17 protein-coding genes are annotated in these 18,748 nt (G+C 37.1%); 6 read left to right on the forward strand and 11 right to left on the reverse strand.

Annotated features, from left to right (window positions below):
• Positions 1-101: 101 nt before the first annotated feature.
• Genes JZO76_RS05025 through sfsA form a run of 4 tightly spaced genes read right to left on the reverse strand, consistent with a single transcriptional unit; the run spans position 102 to position 5,922 of the window.
• Positions 102-2,807 carry a sigma 54-interacting transcriptional regulator gene (locus JZO76_RS05025; protein WP_206903092.1) on the reverse strand — a complete coding sequence of 902 codons (2,706 nt, stop codon included), beginning with the start codon at positions 2,805-2,807 and terminating at the stop codon, positions 102-104.
• Between the two features lie 53 nt (positions 2,808-2,860).
• Positions 2,861-4,129 carry a DEAD/DEAH box helicase gene (locus tag JZO76_RS05030; RefSeq protein WP_206903093.1) on the reverse strand — a complete coding sequence of 423 codons (1,269 nt, stop codon included), beginning with the start codon at positions 4,127-4,129 and terminating at the stop codon, positions 2,861-2,863.
• Positions 4,126-5,148, reverse strand: coding sequence for a Gfo/Idh/MocA family protein (locus tag JZO76_RS05035; RefSeq protein ID WP_206903094.1), 1,023 nt, complete (start codon positions 5,146-5,148; stop codon positions 4,126-4,128). Before JZO76_RS05035 ends, JZO76_RS05030 begins: the two co-directional genes overlap by 4 nt.
• A 30-nt stretch (positions 5,149-5,178) precedes the next feature.
• Complete coding sequence (gene sfsA / locus JZO76_RS05040) at positions 5,179-5,922, reverse strand: DNA/RNA nuclease SfsA (RefSeq protein ID WP_206903095.1); 744 nt, start codon at positions 5,920-5,922, stop codon at positions 5,179-5,181.
• Between the two features lie 126 nt (positions 5,923-6,048).
• Here sfsA and JZO76_RS05045 point away from each other — a divergent pair, with 126 nt between their 5' ends.
• The 3 genes from JZO76_RS05045 (at position 6,049) to JZO76_RS05055 (ending at position 8,222) form a co-directional block, all read left to right on the forward strand.
• The gene (locus JZO76_RS05045; protein ID WP_206903096.1) at positions 6,049-6,417 is read left to right on the forward strand and encodes a DUF4828 domain-containing protein; all 369 of its coding nucleotides are present in this window, start codon (positions 6,049-6,051) and stop codon (positions 6,415-6,417) included.
• An 82-nt stretch (positions 6,418-6,499) separates the two neighbouring features.
• A complete protein-coding gene (locus JZO76_RS05050) occupies positions 6,500-6,646 on the forward strand; it encodes a hypothetical protein (RefSeq protein ID WP_206903097.1) in 147 nt (48 codons plus the stop codon).
• Positions 6,647-6,917: 271 nt separating this feature from the next.
• A complete protein-coding gene (locus JZO76_RS05055) occupies positions 6,918-8,222 on the forward strand; it encodes a serine hydrolase (RefSeq protein WP_206903098.1) in 1,305 nt (434 codons plus the stop codon).
• Positions 8,223-8,528: 306 nt separating this feature from the next.
• Here the strand turns inward: JZO76_RS05055 and JZO76_RS05060 are convergent, their stop codons facing one another.
• Positions 8,529-9,023 carry a GyrI-like domain-containing protein gene (locus JZO76_RS05060; protein WP_206903099.1) on the reverse strand — a complete coding sequence of 165 codons (495 nt, stop codon included), beginning with the start codon at positions 9,021-9,023 and terminating at the stop codon, positions 8,529-8,531.
• 128 nt (positions 9,024-9,151) lie between these two features.
• On the opposite strand from JZO76_RS05060, the gene JZO76_RS05065 reads away from it, so the two are divergent.
• The gene (locus tag JZO76_RS05065; protein WP_206903100.1) at positions 9,152-10,354 is read left to right on the forward strand and encodes a YdcF family protein; all 1,203 of its coding nucleotides are present in this window, start codon (positions 9,152-9,154) and stop codon (positions 10,352-10,354) included.
• An 86-nt stretch (positions 10,355-10,440) separates the two neighbouring features.
• Here the strand turns inward: JZO76_RS05065 and JZO76_RS05070 are convergent, their stop codons facing one another.
• Both JZO76_RS05070 and JZO76_RS05075 read right to left on the reverse strand, forming a co-directional pair.
• Entirely contained in the window at positions 10,441-10,944 is a 504-nt protein-coding gene (locus JZO76_RS05070; protein ID WP_206903101.1) for an HD domain-containing protein, read from the reverse strand.
• A 117-nt stretch (positions 10,945-11,061) separates the two neighbouring features.
• Positions 11,062-11,820 (reverse strand): TrmH family RNA methyltransferase, encoded by a 759-nt coding sequence (locus JZO76_RS05075; protein ID WP_206903102.1) that lies wholly within the window; start codon positions 11,818-11,820, stop codon positions 11,062-11,064.
• Positions 11,821-11,918: 98 nt separating this feature from the next.
• Here JZO76_RS05075 and JZO76_RS05080 point away from each other — a divergent pair, with 98 nt between their 5' ends.
• Both JZO76_RS05080 and yidC read left to right on the forward strand, forming a co-directional pair.
• Positions 11,919-12,200, forward strand: coding sequence for an acylphosphatase (locus tag JZO76_RS05080; RefSeq protein WP_206903103.1), 282 nt, complete (start codon positions 11,919-11,921; stop codon positions 12,198-12,200).
• Between the two features lie 149 nt (positions 12,201-12,349).
• On the forward strand, positions 12,350-13,294 hold the full coding sequence (gene yidC, locus JZO76_RS05085) for a membrane protein insertase YidC (protein WP_206903104.1): 945 nt from the start codon (positions 12,350-12,352) through the stop codon (positions 13,292-13,294).
• A gap of 47 nt (positions 13,295-13,341) precedes the next feature.
• On the opposite strand, the gene glyS is transcribed toward yidC, so the two are convergent.
• The 4 genes from glyS to JZO76_RS05105 all read right to left on the reverse strand — a co-directional run bounded on the left by glyS (position 13,342) and on the right by JZO76_RS05105 (position 18,662).
• A complete protein-coding gene (glyS, locus tag JZO76_RS05090) occupies positions 13,342-15,417 on the reverse strand; it encodes a glycine--tRNA ligase subunit beta (RefSeq protein ID WP_206903105.1) in 2,076 nt (691 codons plus the stop codon).
• A 1-nt stretch (position 15,418) separates the two neighbouring features.
• On the reverse strand, positions 15,419-16,333 hold the full coding sequence (gene glyQ, locus JZO76_RS05095; RefSeq protein WP_206903106.1) for a glycine--tRNA ligase subunit alpha: 915 nt from the start codon (positions 16,331-16,333) through the stop codon (positions 15,419-15,421).
• Positions 16,334-16,371: 38 nt separating this feature from the next.
• A complete protein-coding gene (locus JZO76_RS05100; protein ID WP_206903107.1) occupies positions 16,372-16,611 on the reverse strand; it encodes a hypothetical protein in 240 nt (79 codons plus the stop codon).
• 335 nt (positions 16,612-16,946) lie between these two features.
• On the reverse strand, positions 16,947-18,662 hold the full coding sequence (locus tag JZO76_RS05105) for a formate--tetrahydrofolate ligase (RefSeq protein ID WP_431520965.1): 1,716 nt from the start codon (positions 18,660-18,662) through the stop codon (positions 16,947-16,949).
• Positions 18,663-18,748: the final 86 nt, after the last annotated feature.

Below are 18,748 nucleotides of genomic sequence, written 5' to 3' on the forward strand. Positions count from 1 at the left end.
ATGCAAGAAGTGTGCCAAAATAAAACAACGAGTAAAACGCTGTTATTAAAGCGTTTTACTCGTTGTTTTTTAATACACAGAACACACACACAAATTACACACTAATTTTTCTGTGTAAGCGGATACGTACTGGTGATTTTATTTTGTTGGATCATTTGGACGATATAGGCAATCTCATCATCACTAAATTCGACCTGATAATTTTTGGCAATTGGCATTAGACTCGTTCTCAGTAAATCACACTCCAAGCGATATTTCTTTTGAAAACTAGTTAAATTATCAAATTGTCGTGAAGTTCCGCCATTTCGCAAATTATCAATTAAAAAGGCAAGATGGATCATAATGCCCGCATCCACACTTGGTTCTAAAACTGCATGCATTTGTCCTTCAACATGATGTAAAAGCTGTTGCAATTGCATCATCAACTGTTCGACCCCACTCACACTCGTTAAGGCTTCTTGGAGGGACTTCCCAATTTTTTCAAGGGGAATATCATCGTTTACGATTTGTTTTAATACACGCAATCGCTCGTTATCAAATATTTCATAAGCTGAAAAGAAAGGAATATTTTGATAATCAATTTCTACGGTTCCGGCAATTGCTTTAATATCATATTCCGCCATTAGTGCGTCAATGTGTTGTAAGAAAGCATTTTTTTCAATAAATTGCATTTGAATGACTTCTGTTTGCGATTTATCAACTACCGGTGTAATGCGCTCATATAATTTACTAGCAACACCTTCGCCGGTAAAACAGGTTACAACGACGGCTTTCTTTTGTTTTTTCTTATGAAGATTGAACTCATCTTTTACAATTGCTTTAAAAGACAACAATGTATTTTGATAAATATCTTCTAAAGTTCTTCCCATGTCCACCATCCGCAGTGCTTCTAAAACCACCATCGTACTAGTCATAGATACTGCTTTTGTTCGAATACCGGTCTCTTCATAAATTAGATCACCAAAAGAATTCAAAGAACCCATATCTGTCAAAAGTAAAATGCCGCCGGTCAGTTTTGCCTCATTTTGTTGCACATAGCTTAACAATTGATTGTAAATGGTTTGGACTTCCATATCCAAACTCATGTTAAAGGCGATACCTGTTGTAGTATCTAATAATTCTTGGGCTGTTTCTAACATTGAAGTTGCCGTTTGCTTACCGTGCATCAATACGATAACCTCAACGTTTTTTTCTGGTAATGCGGTATTTTGTCCCACTTGAATGGATAAAAACATACTAATAAAACCGATTTCATCAAAAGGAATCTCAATGTGACAGCGTTCTTCAATAATAGTAGACAAATCGAGTGCCACTTGAAATTCTTGTTTAAAATTTTTTCGGATATTATTTAAATCCGGATGAATAATCGTATGCCCATCTTTTAAACGTTCGATCGTGCTTTGCAAATGGAGCGCAAAAGCAAAGCGGGCCTTTTCATTGTATTTTCGCTCCAAGCGCTCTTCAGCCACTTCATAAAGTTCACTGGTCAACTGCCAAATCCCTTTAGGTAGCAATTCCTTGTGCAATGTACTTTGCGTTAATTCCTCAACATATGTTTCAAAATAAGCATCCACATCTCCTAAAATCAATTGCTCTAAATCAACGTTGTTTAACTCTTGGTCAGATAATGTGGTGACTTTTTCTTCAATTGCATTGTAAACTTGCATATTCCGTTCTGGATCTTGACTCCATACTACTTCGGTTGCACCAGGCTCAAAGCTAAGTAAGTTTCCCTTGCCTTCCAAAAACTGTTTTAAATCTTCGCTGTAGTCTTTGCGCATTAACAGCCCTTTTTGGACCGGCAGAGATAAATCTTCCTTGCGGACCAACAGACTGTCTTGTTGTTTGGTTCGGTAATGTAAGAATGCTTTGGCACAGACTAATTTTAAATCGCGCTTTATTTGCCCAATATTACCTTCAGCTTGGTATAACATAAATGCAATAATCGCATCTTGTTCTACTTCAATCTTTTGTTTTAAGCGGTTAGCTTCTTGTTTAATAAATAGCGTAATGATTTCATACCGTTCATCCAAAGAGCGGGCCTTGATACTTGGCAATGTAATCGACATTGGAATGCGGCGATTAAATGTTGTCAAAAAATTCTCTGAGGATTCTGTTGTCGCCCCAATAATTTGGACTGCAGCCTCATAGGTCTTATTACTTTCTCCGAGTGGACGATAGACCCCTTTATCAATAAAGGTAAAGAGCATTTCTTGTCCTTCTGGAGGTAGGCGATGAATTTCATCTAAAAATAGTATGCCATTGTCAGCTTTAGCAATTAAACCTGGGCTATCTTCATTAGCTCCCGTATAAGCCCCTTTTTTAATCCCAAAAATGTGACCAAATAATAATTGCGGGTTTTGTGCGTAATCCGCACAATTAAAGGATACAAAAGGAGCATCTTTTTTTAAGGTTTGGGATTTTAACGCAAACTGATACATACACTCGGCAAAAAGTGACTTCCCTGTTCCAGTATCACCAAAAATAATAGTATGTAGTCCCCGCGGTGGATATAAAATTGCGGCTTTGGCTTGTTGAATGGCTACCTTTAAAGAACCTGTCTCCCCCACTAACGCATCAAAGGTCACTGCAGAAGAATTATCAACATGTACTTGTTCTTCTGATAAGGGTTCATAGATTACTGGTCGACCAGGATTTTTTACAATCCGTTGCTCTTTTGCCAATTCATTTAAATAGCGGCTGGCATTGGTTCTATCAATATTTAATAACTCCGCAATCTGAACAGCCGTCATTCCTTGTTTGCGCATTTCTAATGTGTGTAAGATTTCTTCTTTCCGTGAATTCATGACAAGCTCCTTGCCTAATTTTTTTACACTCTAAGAATAGCACAAAAAAGGCGCTAAACGCGCCTTTTTCCAATATTTTTTTGTTTCTTGTGACGTTTCTTATTTTTCTTTTTGACAATACTCTCTTTAGTGTGCAATTTAGGCTTTGGCTTTTCTTTTTCAATCGGCATCTTCTGAGATTTTTTCTCATTTTCATTAATAACAGGACGCGTGTCAACAAGCTGACCGCCATAAAGAAAAACTTTCTTTAAAGGCAACGCCATTTTTTTCGTCATTTTTTTTAAGTAAGATAAATCATTTTCTGCCACTAGCGTAATAACGGTTCCTTTTTTACCCATTCGCCCCACACGACCAGCACGGTGGAGGTAACTAGCATCGTCCATAGGTACTTCTACATTGACAATCATCGGTAAATCAGCTAAATCAAGACCGCGAGCAGCTACATCGGTAGTCAATAATCCCTTAATTTTATCTGCTTTAAAAGCTTGTAACGCGGTTTTGCGTAACATTTTATTTTGATCAGAGGCCAGTGTTGCTACTGGTAGGTTGTGATATTGCAATTTTTCTGCTACTGCCCCAAGCTCTGCTACTTCATTAAAGAAGATCAAACTGCGAAAATCTGCCACATGTAATAATTTTTTTAACGTATCGGCTTTTTTACGCTTTGAAGTCATTAAATAAAGATGAGCAACTTCACCTTGACTATTATCTTCTTTGGTGACATCAATCAGTGTAAAATCATCTTTGGTAATCGTTTTAATTTCTGGCAAGACACTTAAAGCAGTTGCTGAAAAGAAATTCAACTGACAAGATCGATCTAGATGTTGCAATATTCCTTTGGCAATTTCTAAGGCCTGGCCAGCTAACAATTGGTCGGCTTCGTCAAAAATAACTGTTTGTAACTGATGACTTTTAATTTTTTTAGTTTTCATCAATTCCAACACACGGCCAGCAGTACCGATTAAAATTTCTGGTTTTTCTTTTAACTTTTCTAGTTGGCGCTTTGTATTGGCACCACCAATTAAAGGTTGTACCTTCAATTGCGTTTTCTCTGTCCAAAAACGAGCCGTCTCAAGCACTTGCATCGCCAATTCTTGGGAAGCAGTCAAAATCAGCAATTGATTACCACCACCTGGAGTTACTTGCATTAGACTTGGTAGTAAATAAGCAACTGTTTTGCCGGAACCAGTTGGTGCCACGCCTACAACATTTTGTCGCGTTTTTAAAGGTTCAAAAACTTGCTTTTGAATTAGTGATGCATTTTCATAGCCGGCTTTTTGCCATTGCTCTAAAAGAGTTGCCGGTAAACTTTCTGGTATCATGAATTTTTTTCCTCATCTTTTTTATCAGCAGCAAAGCTAATCCCTGCTTGCTGCCGCAAATCGTAAATTAATTGGTTCACATTCCGGGCTAATTCAACCCATTCTTCATATAAAACACCTTGATTTTTATCGGTTGGATGATTCATTACATTGGCAAATACCAGTGCTTCTTCCTCCATTGGATTTTCTTTTAAGGTAATTGGCAATAAAAGCCGTTTTTTAGCATTCCGATCATAAAACTCTGCTTTTTCAAAAGAATTGATGCCATTTAAAGTCAAAGTCCCATTGTCAAAATAAATTTCAGATGGCAAAAACGAATCGCCAATTTTTCCTTGTAAAATGGTGACGTCAAATAAATCATAGCGTAAAATAATCGTGCCAATGCCATCGACATCCGTTGCAATTTTGCGGGCAAAGTAATGGGCTTTTTGGGGCACACCAAACCAACCTAACGCCGCATATAGTGGATAAACACCTAAGTCCATGATGGCGCCACCTGAAAATTGCGGTGAAAAAATATTGGGTTCCTCGCCGTCTAAAACAGCATCATAACGAGAAGAATATTTCATAAAAGTAAAGTTGGCACCAATGATATGATCTTTCAGAGGTAAAAACTCACTAATTGTATCAAATGCTTTTTCATGAATATTGCGTGCTGCTTCAAAGAAAAAGACATTGTGGAGATTGGCTAATTCGATAATTTCGTCCATTTCTCGTGGGGTTGAAAAAGCTGGTTTTTCAACAATGACATTTTTCCCTGCAATAATCGCAGCCTTGGCTTGCTCAAAATGGAGCGCATTGGGAGAAGCAATGTAGATAGTGTGCAAATGGGCTAAATTGAAAAAAGTCTTCAAATCTGTTGCATACTCGATATCTTCATGGTAGCGACGACCAAATTCTTGAGCTTTTTCCAACGAACGGGAATAAACCGCGACTAAGTCATATTTTTTCGTCGCAAGGGCTGCCTCCACAAATTGATGGGTAATCCAGTTTGTACCAATAATACCTAAATTAATCATATTTCTCGCTCCTTTACTTTTTTAATCTTCTTAACTGTCGTTAACTTCATTGGGATCAATAAAAGGATAAGCCAAATCAAAGGGGACTTGCTTTTTAAGTATGACCTGATTTGGTTCTACTTTACAATTATACGCTAAAACTTCAACGCCGTCTGCCATTGCTAATGCGAAATTTTCAGCTAATTGTGGTTGCATCTCAGCATGAATCGTCGCTTTTGTAATTTTCTCAAATTGAACAATAAATAAAACGTAGGTAAAATAACCTGCATCGTGGGCCACTTGCAATTCTTTCACGTGTTTTAATCCCCGTAAAGTCGGAGCATCGGGAAAAGCGCCAATTCCTTTATTTTCCAATGTCATTCCTTTTACTTCTATAAAAGCTTTCGCACCCGTATCGCTTTTAGCAAATAAATCAAACTTGGAATTACCATAAGTAACTTCTCTTTTTAAGCTAGCTAACTTTCCAGGAAAATGAGGTAAGTTGATTTTCCCTGTCAAAATACCTTCATAGGCTAAAGCATTTGGTAATTGGCTATCAATATTAATCCACATCGCATCTTTTTTGACCGCTACGAGATCATAATCTGTTTTTCGTTTCGGACTTGGTTGATAATTTAAGGCCACTAGAGCACCTGCTAGTAAGACTTCCTTACCGCGACCAGTATTTTTAACGTGGACTACTACCACTTCATCGGTTTCAATTAACTTACAATGACAAATAAAACGGTTGTCTCTGACAATAAAATGCGCCATTCTAATATTTTCGTATTGCATCTTCTCACCTGCCGGCTAAATCTTATCATAAAAAAGAAAAATACTGCAATCTCCAACTTTAGACCGAGGGCTAGAAAAATTCCCTGTGCTATACTGCAATCACTGCTAGTTAAGGAGGTATACCTGATGAAAAAACATTTTCCGTTATTGCTTGGAATTTCTGTATTAACTGGATTGGTGGGTACTATTTTTTGGCATAAAAATAAACAACAACCTTCAGTTTTTATCGGAAGTTGGTTTTATCAGACGCCTTTGGAAAAAGTTCATTTTACAATTAATGACAACTGGCAGCTCACAAGAAATTTAAAACCAATTCAAACGACTCTGGTTGAATTGACCCCTGAGCACTTGATTCTTTTAGATGAACTAGGTTATAAGTTAACGTTTGTTTTAAAAGATGGACACCTTCATTTTTATGATGAAACCGAAATTGACGGTAGCTGCCATATCTTATCGCCAACTTCCCCCAAAAAAGAAATAAAGGCATTCCAGTAGCTTGATTTCATAATTATTGTTATACTAATTGTGAGGGTTTGTAACCGTAGCCAAAGTAACTTATAGAAAGAGGGTTTTGAGTATGCTTGCAACGATGATTACATTATTTACAATGTTTAGTTTGGTCGTATTATTGGGCATTTCAGCCTATGCAGTTTTTCGTTATATCAACGACGAAAATCAAATGGAGAAAGTTCCTGTTCGCGTAAAAAATCACCACCGCAATTAAAGTTCATTATTTCTAGTAAATTAAGCCATCAAAATCAAGGTAGAATTGTTAATTTTCTCTCTTGATTTTGATGGCTTTTTTAATTGAACCCGCTTTTCACTTTTAAAATTTTCGTCATAGCCATATCTGCTTATGCTATCTTATTTTTCTCCTTAGATTTTCTTTGATAATTTTTCTTGTATTTTTTACGAAACTTTATTGGGAACAATTGTTTTGTCTGCTAGTCTTTGATAGAATTACAACTTGTAATGTCTAATTAAAGGAGCTTATCATGAAAAAAATACAGCAAATTCTGCTTACTCTTTTGCTTTTTTGTTTTACCTTTGGCTTTGCCACCAATGTCGTAGCCGCTGAGGAAACTAATAATAATTTTAAAATCAACGCCAAAGGAGCGATTGCCGTTGATTTTAAAACCGGCAAGATACTTTATAATCAAGCTGGCGACACGCCGATGGGAATTGCCTCCATCACTAAAATTATCAGTCTTTATTTAGTCGAAGAAGCTGTCAAAGAAAAGAAACTAAATTGGGAAGATACTGTTGCGATTTCTGATTACGCCGCTAATTTAAGCGTCACCCCAGATCTTTCCAATGTTCCTTTACACAAAGAAAATACTTATACCGTTAAAGAATTATTTGACTCTGCTATTATCCAATCGGCCAACGCTTCTATTGTTGCATTAGCAGAAAAAATTGCTGGATCTGAGGCCAAATTTGTCGACCAAATGCGCGTCCAATTAAAAGATTGGGGCATAGAAGATGCTAAAGTTTATAACGCTTCTGGTTTAAATAACCAGTATTTGGGTGACAATCGCTATCCCGGCTCTGCGGCGGATGCAGAAAATCTTTTATCCCCACGAGATGTCGCAATTGTTGCCAGCCACTTAATTAAAGACTATCCCGATGTTTTAAAAGTTTCTGCGACTACCACCCAAATGTTTGGCGCTAATACCCAATCGCCCGTAGAAATGGTCAATTGGAACTGGATGCTTCCAGGATTTATCAATGCCAAAGAAGGCGTAGACGGACTTAAAACAGGTACAACCGAGTTAGCCGGTGCTTGTTTTGTTGGCACGATTCAAAGAGATGGACAACGAATTATAACCGTTGTTTTAAATGCGACCGATCACAAAAATAATCCCAGTGCCCGTTTTGTCGAAACAGGTAAATTAATGGACTATTGTTACGATCACTGGCAGCAAAAAGAAGTTTTAAAAGCTGGTAGTCAACTGCCTAAACAAAAAAATATTGCCATTACAGATGGTAAGCAATTAAAAACGACTATTTCATTAAAAGATTCCGTTACATTATGGGTCAGAGATGACTTAACAGAAGAATTAATCATTACACCAAAATTTGACACTAAAAAAGTCAGTGACGGTGCTGTCAAAGCCCCTGTTGAAAAGGGCGATGTAATTGGAAAAGCTACAGTCAGCTTAAAAGGAGATGATCTAGGCTACTTAGAAAAAGCGCCTAGCCATGAAGTCTCTATTGTAATTGACAAAGCTGTAGAAAAAGCCAATATCTTTGTCATCTTCGGCCGCAAAATTGAGAACTTTTTCCAATCAATTTTTTAAAATGAACATACAAATGGCTACAAAGCCGCCCTCTACTTTTGAAAAATACCCATGCAGTTTTCAGAAATTGCTTCAAATTTAAAAGTTTTTTGCTTATTTTTCCTAGAGGGATTTATTCAGCAGAAAGTTTTACACTTTCTGCTAGTTAAAAAGTAGTACGAGGAACACTTTTTAAAGTGTCACGCGTACTACTTTTTTTGTAACGGGTAGTTCCTTGTTTTTTGAAGTTGTAATTTTTATTACAGGCACACTTAAAAGTACGCCATAAAAATTTTATCATAGGATTTAAGATTATTACGATTATACTTAAATTGCTGAAACAACTGCTGAAATTGGAAAATACAGCTCAACTTCCCCTGGTGCAAAATCAGGTAAATAATGTTCTTGAATGGCTGCTGTTAACGTGACATTATTTTGAGGTAAAATTTCTACCAACATCTTTTCAGTCATGTCGGCTAAATTTGCCTCATTGGTTTTAATTACGAAATACTCTAGTGCTGGCATCTCCCACTTTTGCCATCCCAGTGGTACTTTTGTATCATTGGGTACAGCCATTCCCGCCAAATACCGTCCGATTTCACTCCAAGGATACAACCACTCACTTTGATCGCTCATAAGTCCCCACAAATGAATTTCCTCAGGTTCCACGAGCACATTTGCTGCTATTTCTTCAAAATGTTCATTTACACCATCCCATAATAATGGTACCCAAGAAGAACCTTCTGCTGCTAAGCCTTTGCCTTCTTTGCCGATCACAGTAAAAGCTGGTAGACTCACACGTCTTATTTCACCTAACTCCATTTCATCCCTTCTTTCCACGCATTTATGTTTATTGTACTAGAAAATAACTTTTTTAAAAAATCATAGCTTTTTGACAAGCCAAAACAGTTACAATCCGCTATACTAAAAGTGATTAAGGAGTTGAACATATGAATTTTTTACCAGAAATTTTATTAGCAATTTTTTTAGTTGGGGGAATATTGGCAACAATTTCATGGCGTAAAAAAAAGCCAGACCCTGATACGATCTTTTTTTGTCTCGTCTGGAGCTGTATTTGTCTAATTTTTTATTTTGCGGGCATTGAAATGTTGAACGGCGGGTACTTTTTTAGCTTGCCCCTTGCTTATTTAGCTGTTTTTTTATGGAGCTATTTTAGAAATAAAGCTCGCTTATTAAACGGGGTCTTGTTTAATATTTTGATTTTTGTCTTTGGTTTTTATTTAATCTATAACGTCAGCATTACCTCTAGCATAGTTGCTTTTGGACTTTTGGGTCTCGCTCTTGTCTTATTAGCGGCGGTTTTAATTTTCGGTTTTGTTTCTTTACTTATTTTTCTATACTGGAATGCACTGATTGTTTTACGCAAAGAATCCCACTCACTGGCCAATATGCTAACCTTGTTACTAGCTATCTTTTTAACGATTTTCTTAATTTACGATTTTTTCATCGCCCAACGCTTACCTGAATGGCTAACCATGATTTTAGCTGCACTACCACTTATGATGGGTTATTTTGCCTTAGTCTTTTTTAACTTTTTAAGTGTTTCTATTTTGTATCAATTTAATCATCCTAAACCAAATCAAGATTATATTATTGTCCTTGGAGCAGGACTTTTAAACGGCGATACCGTATCCCCACTTTTAGCCAAACGCATTGACGTGGCGATTAAATTTTATCAGCATCAAATAAAAGTAGCTGATAAACACGCAAAGATTTTAATGTCTGGTGGTCAAGGTTTAGATGAAAAACTACCAGAAGGTTTAGCAATGGCCAACTATGCGCAAGCAAAAGGTGTAGCTGCTGCTGATTTATTAATTGAAGATAAGTCCACTACCACCTTAGAAAACATGCAGTTTTCTAAAAAAATCATGGACCAACTTCAGCCATTGCCTTATAAAGTAATTTTCACATCCAACAATTACCATATTTTTCGTGCTGGAATTTATGCCCATCAAGCTGGTTTAAAAGCAGATGGAATTGGAGCTAAAACCGCCCTTTATTACTTGCCAAATGCCTTTTTGCGTGAATATATCGCAATTGTCGCATTGTATAAAAAACGGCATTTTATTATTTGCGGCTTAATTATGGCACTTTTTATTTTCTTATCTGTCATGTCATTTTTTATCGGTTAAGAGCTAAGTAAGATTAAATGTTGCATTAATTGAACTACAAAAAAGGCAGAACAAAAGTTAGTTAACTTTTGTTCTGCCTTTTTACTTTAAAATGAAGTTTTATGTCCAAACAACTGATTGAAACGGACTTTCATTGACTTGGTCATTGGTTCTGCTGCTTCTTTAATTGCACAATACTTATCGACCATCGTTACGATATAACTTTCTTTATATTTAGGTGGCGCAATTGTTGCCCCCCACATATGTTTCAAAATAATATCTTTTTCCAACGGGGATAATTCAGTGATTTTTTCCGCATTTTTAACGGCAATTCTAGGATGCATATAAGCATGAGAACCTTCGTCAAATTTCGTCGTGCGCCAATCATAGTAAAATAGATCATGTAAAAGGCCTGCTCTAGCTGTTGCTTTTGCATTACCGCCCCATTTTTTTGCTAATTTATAACTGTAATAAGAAACACTTAATGAATGTTCCAAACGTGTCGAATTTACGTGTTGTTTGTATTGGCTCAACTTTTGTACTTCAGGTGTTGCCAGCAAATCTGCTACATAAGACATATATTCAGAATCTTTGCGCCAGTTTTCAGTCATTTATTAAATAGCCACCTTTAGCTTATCTTTTTTCGTACAAGTGTAAGTATAGCACCTTTTTTAAACATTTAAAGAAAGCGGACTCAAGCTTAACAGTTCTTTAAAATATTTCAATTGCTACAATTTAAAGTAATATAATAAAATCCCTGCTGCAATTCCCACGTTTAAAGACTCCGCTTGTCCCAAAATTGGAATATAAAGATTTTGGTCAGTTAACGCCAACAACTCTTGGGTCACACCTTGTCCTTCATTGCCAACCAAAATAGCCACATCACCTTTTGGTACTTCATTGAATTTTTTGGCATCTTTATTTAATTGCGTACCATAAACGGGTACCCCTAGTTGTTTTAACGCTTCAATTGCTGTAACAAGATTCATGGGAATAACCGGCAAGTGAAAATTACTTCCCTGCATACTCCGCAAAACTTTAGTACTGTAAATATCCGCACTGCCTTCTCCTAAAATTACCCCATCGTAACCAGCTGCATCAGCGGTTCGAATAATCGTTCCCACATTTCCTGGATCTTGCACCCGATCTAATAAAATCCAAGCGCCTTTTTTTAATTGCAGTTGTGATTTCATTTTGGCTACCACTGCAATAATCCCTTGAGGAGTTGGTTGTTCTGAAAGTTCTTTTAAAATGGTTTCTGGTACCAAATAGCAAATTGCTTCATAATTTGCCAAAAAGTCGCCCCATTCTTTTTGACCACGTTCGTTGACTAAAATAGTCTGAATTTGGGCGCCGCTTTTATGGGCCTCTTCAACTAAGTGGAAACCTTCTAACAGATATTGGGCTTGTTGATCCCGGTATTTTTTTTGATGGAGCTTTTTTAACGTTTTAACTAACGGATTTTTATTTGATTGAATTTCTTTCATGGTTTCACCTCGCCTTATTATAGCATTTTCAGCAGAAAGCTTGTGGGATGTCAGTAAAAAAGCTATCATTAAATTAAGATAAAAATGAGGTGATTATCATGCGGAAAGTAAGAATGAATGTACAAGGCCGAGTGCAAGGAGTTGGCTTTCGTTATACAACTAAAATGTTAGCAGATCGATTAGGCATTCATGGTGCAGTTTGGAATGAAGCAGATGGCTCAGTGGGAATTGAAGCTTTTGGCCCACAAGAGGCAATGGAGAAATTTATTGCAGGCGTCAAAGCCTCTCCTTCTCCGGCCGGTCACGTAACTTATTTAGATATTACCGATGATCCAATGATTAAAGAGCGGGACACTTTTGAAGTGACCTTTGGCTATTAGCGGCTAAGCCGCTTTTTTTATGATAACGCTAACTTTTTTATGCGAATCATAGCCTTTATTCTTGAATATTTTGTGAAGCACGTTTACAGTTGCCCGTTTTTCTAGTATGATTACTTTTGTGTAAATTTACAAAGTAAAGGACGAAGCAAATGACAAAATTAAAAAACTGGCTATTGGCATCTGGTCTGATTGGAATTATGATTACCCTTTCTGGCTGTGTTTCCGTTGATAAGAATGGTAACCCAGATAAAGACGGCATGATTTACCGTATTTTAGTGGAACCACTAGGAGGATTTTTACAATACCTGGCAAAAGACTTCAACTGGGGTTATGGTCTAGCCATTATTATGGTCACGATTATTGTTAGAATTATCTTATTGCCTTTGGGAATTCACCAGTCAAAACAAACGATGGTGCAATCTGAAAAAATGCAATTTTTGAAACCACAAATCGATCAAGCCCAAGCTAAGTTGAAGGCTGCAACATCTCCAGAAGAACAAATGAAAGCACAACAAGAAATGCAGGCTGTCTATAAAGAAAATAACGTCAGCATGTTTGGTGGAATGGGTTGTTTACCTTTATTAATTCAAATGCCGATTTTCTCTGCGTTGTATTATACTGCCCGCTTCACGCCTGGGATAAAAAGCGCTACTTTCATGGGCATTAACTTAGGTAATCCTAGTATTGCCCTCGTTGTTATCGCTGGTCTATTTTATTTGGTTCAAGGTTTTATCTCACAAATTGGCGTTCCAGAAGAACAAAAGAAAACGATGCGTTCTATGCTGATTGTTTCACCATTGATGATTGTTTTCATGTCCATGAGTGCACCAGCTGGGGTAACCTTGTACTGGGTAGTCGGTGGTCTAATCAGCTGTCTACAAACCTTCATTACTAACGTTATTATGAAGCCACGAATTAAAGCACAAGTACAAGCTGAAATGAAAAAAAATCCACCAAAAACAGTCGTAACACCACCAAGAAAAGATGTTACACCAAAAGAAGTGAAAGAAAACGTAGCCGATTATACGAAGAAAAATAAAAATCGTAACAGCGGCAAACAAGGTCGCAATGCCGGCAAGCAAAAACGTAAATAACAAAAAAGCTACAAAGTTTGCCTTTTAAGCAAACTTTGTAGCTTTTTTTAATTTTTTGTAATCAATGCATCCAGACTGGCAACTGCCAATGCCATTTTAGCAATTTTATTTAATTGTGTTAACCGATTACGACGAACTTTATCGTCATCAACCATGACCATAGTTTGATCAAAATAATTTTCAATTAATGGTCGTAAAGCAGTTAAGTCCTCGTAGTTTTGGGCCATCGTTTGACGTACAAACCGATTTTCTAAGTCAGTTACAGCCTCAAATAATGCTTTTTCCGCCTCATTGTCAAAAAGTTCTGGTTTGACATTTAAGTCTTCTACTTCTGCTTTTTTAGCTAAGTTAATTACCCGGGTCAAAGCTTCCATTGATGGTTTAAAATCCGGATCATTTAAATGTTGACGTAAAATTTTAGCCGAAGAAAATAGCGCAGTTAAATTGCTTTGTTCTGCATTAATCACGGCGTCAATCACATCGTGACGCAAGTTTTTCGTCAATAAAAATTGTTTCAAACGTGCTTTTACAAAGTTCACGACTTCAATTTGACTACTTGCTAATTTTATTCCATAACGTTTTTCATCTAAGCTAATCGCTGCGCTAATTTCCTCTTGCAATTCAACCAGTGGAAAAGCCCAGTGTTTATTTTCAATAATACGCACAATACCATAGGTTTGACGTCGCAATGCATAGGGGTCATTTGAACCACTTGGAATCATCCCCACTGCAAAGAAGGACAATAAACTATCTAATTTATCGGCAATCGCCAACACTGCTCCAATTTCAGAATCCGGAAGTTCTCCTTCGCTGGCAATTGGCAAGTAGTGTTCCCGAATAGCTTTTGCTACTGCTGGTTTTTCGCCTTGTAATAACGCATATTTTTCTCCCATTACACCTTGTAATTCAGGAAATTCTCCCACCATATTGGTCACAAGGTCAAATTTATAAATTTCAGCTGCACGAGCTAGATCTTCTAGCTGGTCTTGTGATAAACCAACTGTTTTTCCAACAATTTTGGCAATTTCAGCTACTCGTTGCATTTTTTCATAAATGCTACCGATTTTTTCATGGAAGGTCACATTTTTTAATTTTTCCACACAGGCATCAATTGTTAATTTTTGGTCTTCTTTATAAAAGAATTCCGCATCTTCCAAACGCGCCGTCAATACTTTTTCATTGCCTTTAATCACGTTATCCAATTTTACAGCATTACCATTACGGGCGGAAATAAAGTGTGGTAACAGTAAACCAGCTTGATTACGGACATCAAAATAGCGTTGATGTTCTTTCATTGAAGTTACTAAAACTTCTTCTGGTACTGATAAGAAACGATCTTCAAAATTACCAACAAAAGCAGTTGGGTATTCCACCAAGTTGTTTACTTCTTCTAGTAAATCTTCATCTAAGTCCACTTGCCAATCATTTTTTGTTGCAATTTCATTAATTTGTTCCACAATCAGTGCTTTTCGTTTTAAAGGATCTGCGATCACAAACTGTTCATTTAATTTTTCTTCGTATGAATTTGCCGTTTCAATCGTCACATCATCGCCTAAGAAACGATGCCCTCTGGTTGTATTGCCAGTTTCAACATCTAAAATTGAAAATGGAATTACTTCTTCGCCTAATAAGGCCACAATCCAGTGAATCGGACGAATATATTCAAAATCATATTTATTCCAATGCATCGTCACCGGAAAGCTTAGACTGGTAATTACCTCTTTTAAGCCTGCCAATACTTCAATAGCCGGTTTACCTTTGGCATACTTTGTTACATAAACATATTCTACCCCTTTTAATTCTCTAAAAGTAATAGCCTCTGTTGTCAATCCTTGGCCTCTAACAAAACCTTCCGCCGCTTTTGACCAATTGCCTTCACCATCTAACGCGATTTTTTTAGCTGGCCCTTTCACTTCTTCTTCTGTGTCAGCTTGTTTTTCTGCCACTTCACTGATAAGAACAGCTAAACGCCGCGGCGTACTAAATGACTTGATGGAAGAAAAAGCTAATTTTTCATGAGCTAAAAATTCACTAACTTTTTTTTCTAATTGTTTCATACTCTGAGTTACTACATGAGCAGGCATTTCTTCTAAACCAATCTCCAATAATAAATCTTTTGCCATCTTAGTTTTCCTCCTTCAATAATTTTGCCGCTTCTTCAGGTGCTAATAACGGATAACCTAATTTCGCCCGCTCCGCTACAAAAATTTTAGCAACCGCTCTAGCCATATTACGAATACGCGCTAAGTAACCCGCACGCTCTGTTACAGAAACAGCTCCTCTTGCATCTAATAAGTTAAATGTGTGACTACATTTCAAAATATAATCGTAGGCTGGATGAACCAGATCTTGATCGATGCAACGTTTTGCCTCAGCTTCAAAGCGGTCAAAATTGCCCAATAACAACGCTTGGTCACTTACTTCAAAAGAATATTTTGAATGTTCATATTCTGGTTGGCGGAAAATCTCTCCGTACTTAACCCCGTCAGCCCATTCTAAGTCATACACACTTTCAACTTCTTGAATATAAGAAGCTAAACGTTCTAAACCGTAGGTGATTTCTGACGTAACTGGTTTACAAGGCAAGCCCCCCACTTGTTGGAAATACGTAAATTGGGTAATTTCCATTCCATCAAGCCAAACTTCCCAACCAAGACCAGCACAGCCCATTGAAGGGTTCTCCCAGTTGTCTTCTACAAAACGAATATCGTGTTCTAAAGGATCAATGCCTAATAATTTCAAGCTTTCTAAATAAAGCTCTTGAATATTTTCTGGAGATGGTTTCATGACAACTTGAAATTGATGGTGTTGGTATAAACGATTCGGATTTTCACCATAACGACCATCAGCAGGGCGGCGAGAAGGCTCTACATAAGCTGCATTCCAAGGTTCTGGTCCAATTGCGCGCAAAAATGTATAAGGACTCATAGTCCCAGCTCCTTTTTCGGTATCATAAGCTTGCATTAACATACAGCCATTACCAGACCAAAATTGTTGCAGTGTCAAAATAATATTTTGCACAGTCATTTTTTTACTCATTTTATTTCCTCCTACTATTTTCAATTTCCTTTAATTATTTAAAGAGCATTTACCACTGGATAAAATTCAACTGGATTGCCAGGAATTAAATGAACTTCCACTACCATTTTTTCCGTTAGAAAAGCTAAGTCATAAAGCATTTGACTTGGTTTGGTAATAAACTCTTCTACCAGTTGACCACTATCATCTCTAATCACAACTTTCAGCGGCACATTAGCTAAAACTTTTAATTTTTTTTCTTTAAATTCATTGGCATTAATTTCCATATCAAATTGCATTTGTTCACCCTCCTTAGACCAACTTTTAAGCTTACTAAATTTATAGTCGCAAGACACAGTTTCAAATTTTTCAAGTTTTCCCTAAGAAAAACAAAAAGCCCTGCATAGATTTTCATCTATGCAGGGACGAATTCTTCGCGGTTCCACCCTGCTTCTGATTGCTCAGCAGCTTTAAAATATTCAACTGGATACTCCCAAGTTGCCCCCAAATAAGTTCCTGCTTGCGGCTTCCACTTTCCCGCAATCGCTTGTTCATTTGCTTATTTTTCGTCTTGTTCACCGTATCAATCTTTGTTTATCATAGCGGTTTAACCTAAGTTTTGTCAATTAAAAAATTAAAACAAACCGGTAATATTACCAAATTCATCAACATCAATGTTTTCTGCCGCAGGTTTTTTCGGTAAACCTGGCATTGTCATGATATTTCCTGTTAATGCCACAATAAAACCTGCCCCAGCTGAAACCTTAACCGAGCGAATAGTAATCGTAAAATCCTTCGGTGCACCTAGTAGATTGGGATTGTCACTGAAAGAATATTGTGTTTTTGCCATACAAATTGGATAATCGGAAAACCCGAGTTCTTCTAGTTTAGCCAATTCTCGTTTGGATTGTGGTGTAAATTCAACACCCTTTGCACCATAGATTTTTTTTGCTATCGTTTCAATTTTTTCAACTAAAGAAAGATTCGTCTCATAAGCGAATGTTATATCACTTTGTGTATCTGCTAATTCGACTACTTTTTGGGCTAATTCTACGCCACCAGCACCGCCAGCACTCCAAACGTCTGAAAGAACTACTTCTACTCCACGCTCTTCGCACGCTTTTTTTACAGCTGCTAATTCAGCTGGTGTATCTTGTGGAAACTGGTTAATACAAACAACTACCGGCAAACCAAAATTATCTTTTAAATTGTGTAAATGGCGTTCTAAGTTTGGCAGACCTGCTACAACAGCAGCTACATTTTCACTCGTTAAATCATTTTTAGCGACACCACCATGCATTTTCAACGCCCGAATAGTTGCAACTAATACAGCCGCATCCGGTTTTAGTTTTGCTAGTCGGCATTTGATGTCCATAAATTTTTCAGCACCTAAATCTGCGCCAAAGCCTGCTTCTGTTACCGCATAATCTGCATATTGTAAAGCCATTTTTGTCGCTTGTACACTGTTACAGCCATGGGCAATATTGGCAAAAGGTCCACCGTGAATAAACGCCGGAGTTTGTTCTAATGTTTGGACTAAGTTAGGTTTAATAGCATCTTTTAATAAAGCTGTCATTGCTCCAGCGGCTTTTAAATCACCACAAGTAACCGGATTGCCATCAAAACGATAGGCAACAACAATTTTTTCCAAGCGTTTTTTTAAATCTGCCAAATCAGCCGCTAAACATAAAATTGCCATGATCTCAGAAGCAACAGTGATTTCAAAACCGTCTTCTCTAGGCACACCATTCAAACGTCCTTGCAAACCGTCTACAATGTGGCGCAATTGGCGATCATTCATATCAACTGCGCGTTTCCAAGTAATTTGACGGCTATCAATTTCCAATGCATTGCCTTGGTGAATATGGTTGTCTAGCATAGCCGCTAATAAATTATTCGCAGCTCCAATCGCATGAAAATCACCGGTAAAATGTAAATTAATATCTTCCATGGGCACTACTTGGGCATAGCCGCCACCAGCTGCGCCTCCTTTAATACCAAACACTGGTCCTAAAGAAGGTTCTCGCAATGCAATTGCAGCCTTTTTACCAATATGGCCTAAAGCATCTGCTAAACCTACAGCCGTGGTGGTTTTTCCCTCACCGGCGGGCGTTGGACTAATAGCTGTTACCAAAATTAATTTTCCTTTTAGCGGTTTTTTAGCATTTGGTTTTATTTTGGCTTTATAATTTCCATACAATTCTAAATCTGTCGATGCAATCCCTAATGTTGCAGCAATTTCTGTAATATTTTTCATCTCTACTTGCTGTGCAATTTCAATATCTGATAACGTCAAATCTTTCTCCCCTTTATTCACCGGTTGTGTAAAAATCAATTTTAATATCTTCATTTTACTTGATTTTCTTTAAATTGTCTTTTTAATACGACTAATTTTTTCGAATAAAGCTAAAATTGTTCGTGAAATAAACAGATACA

It is taken from the genome of Candidatus Enterococcus myersii, assembly GCF_017316025.1.
Taxonomy (GTDB): Bacteria; Bacillota; Bacilli; order Lactobacillales; family Enterococcaceae; genus Enterococcus_C; species Enterococcus_C montenegrensis.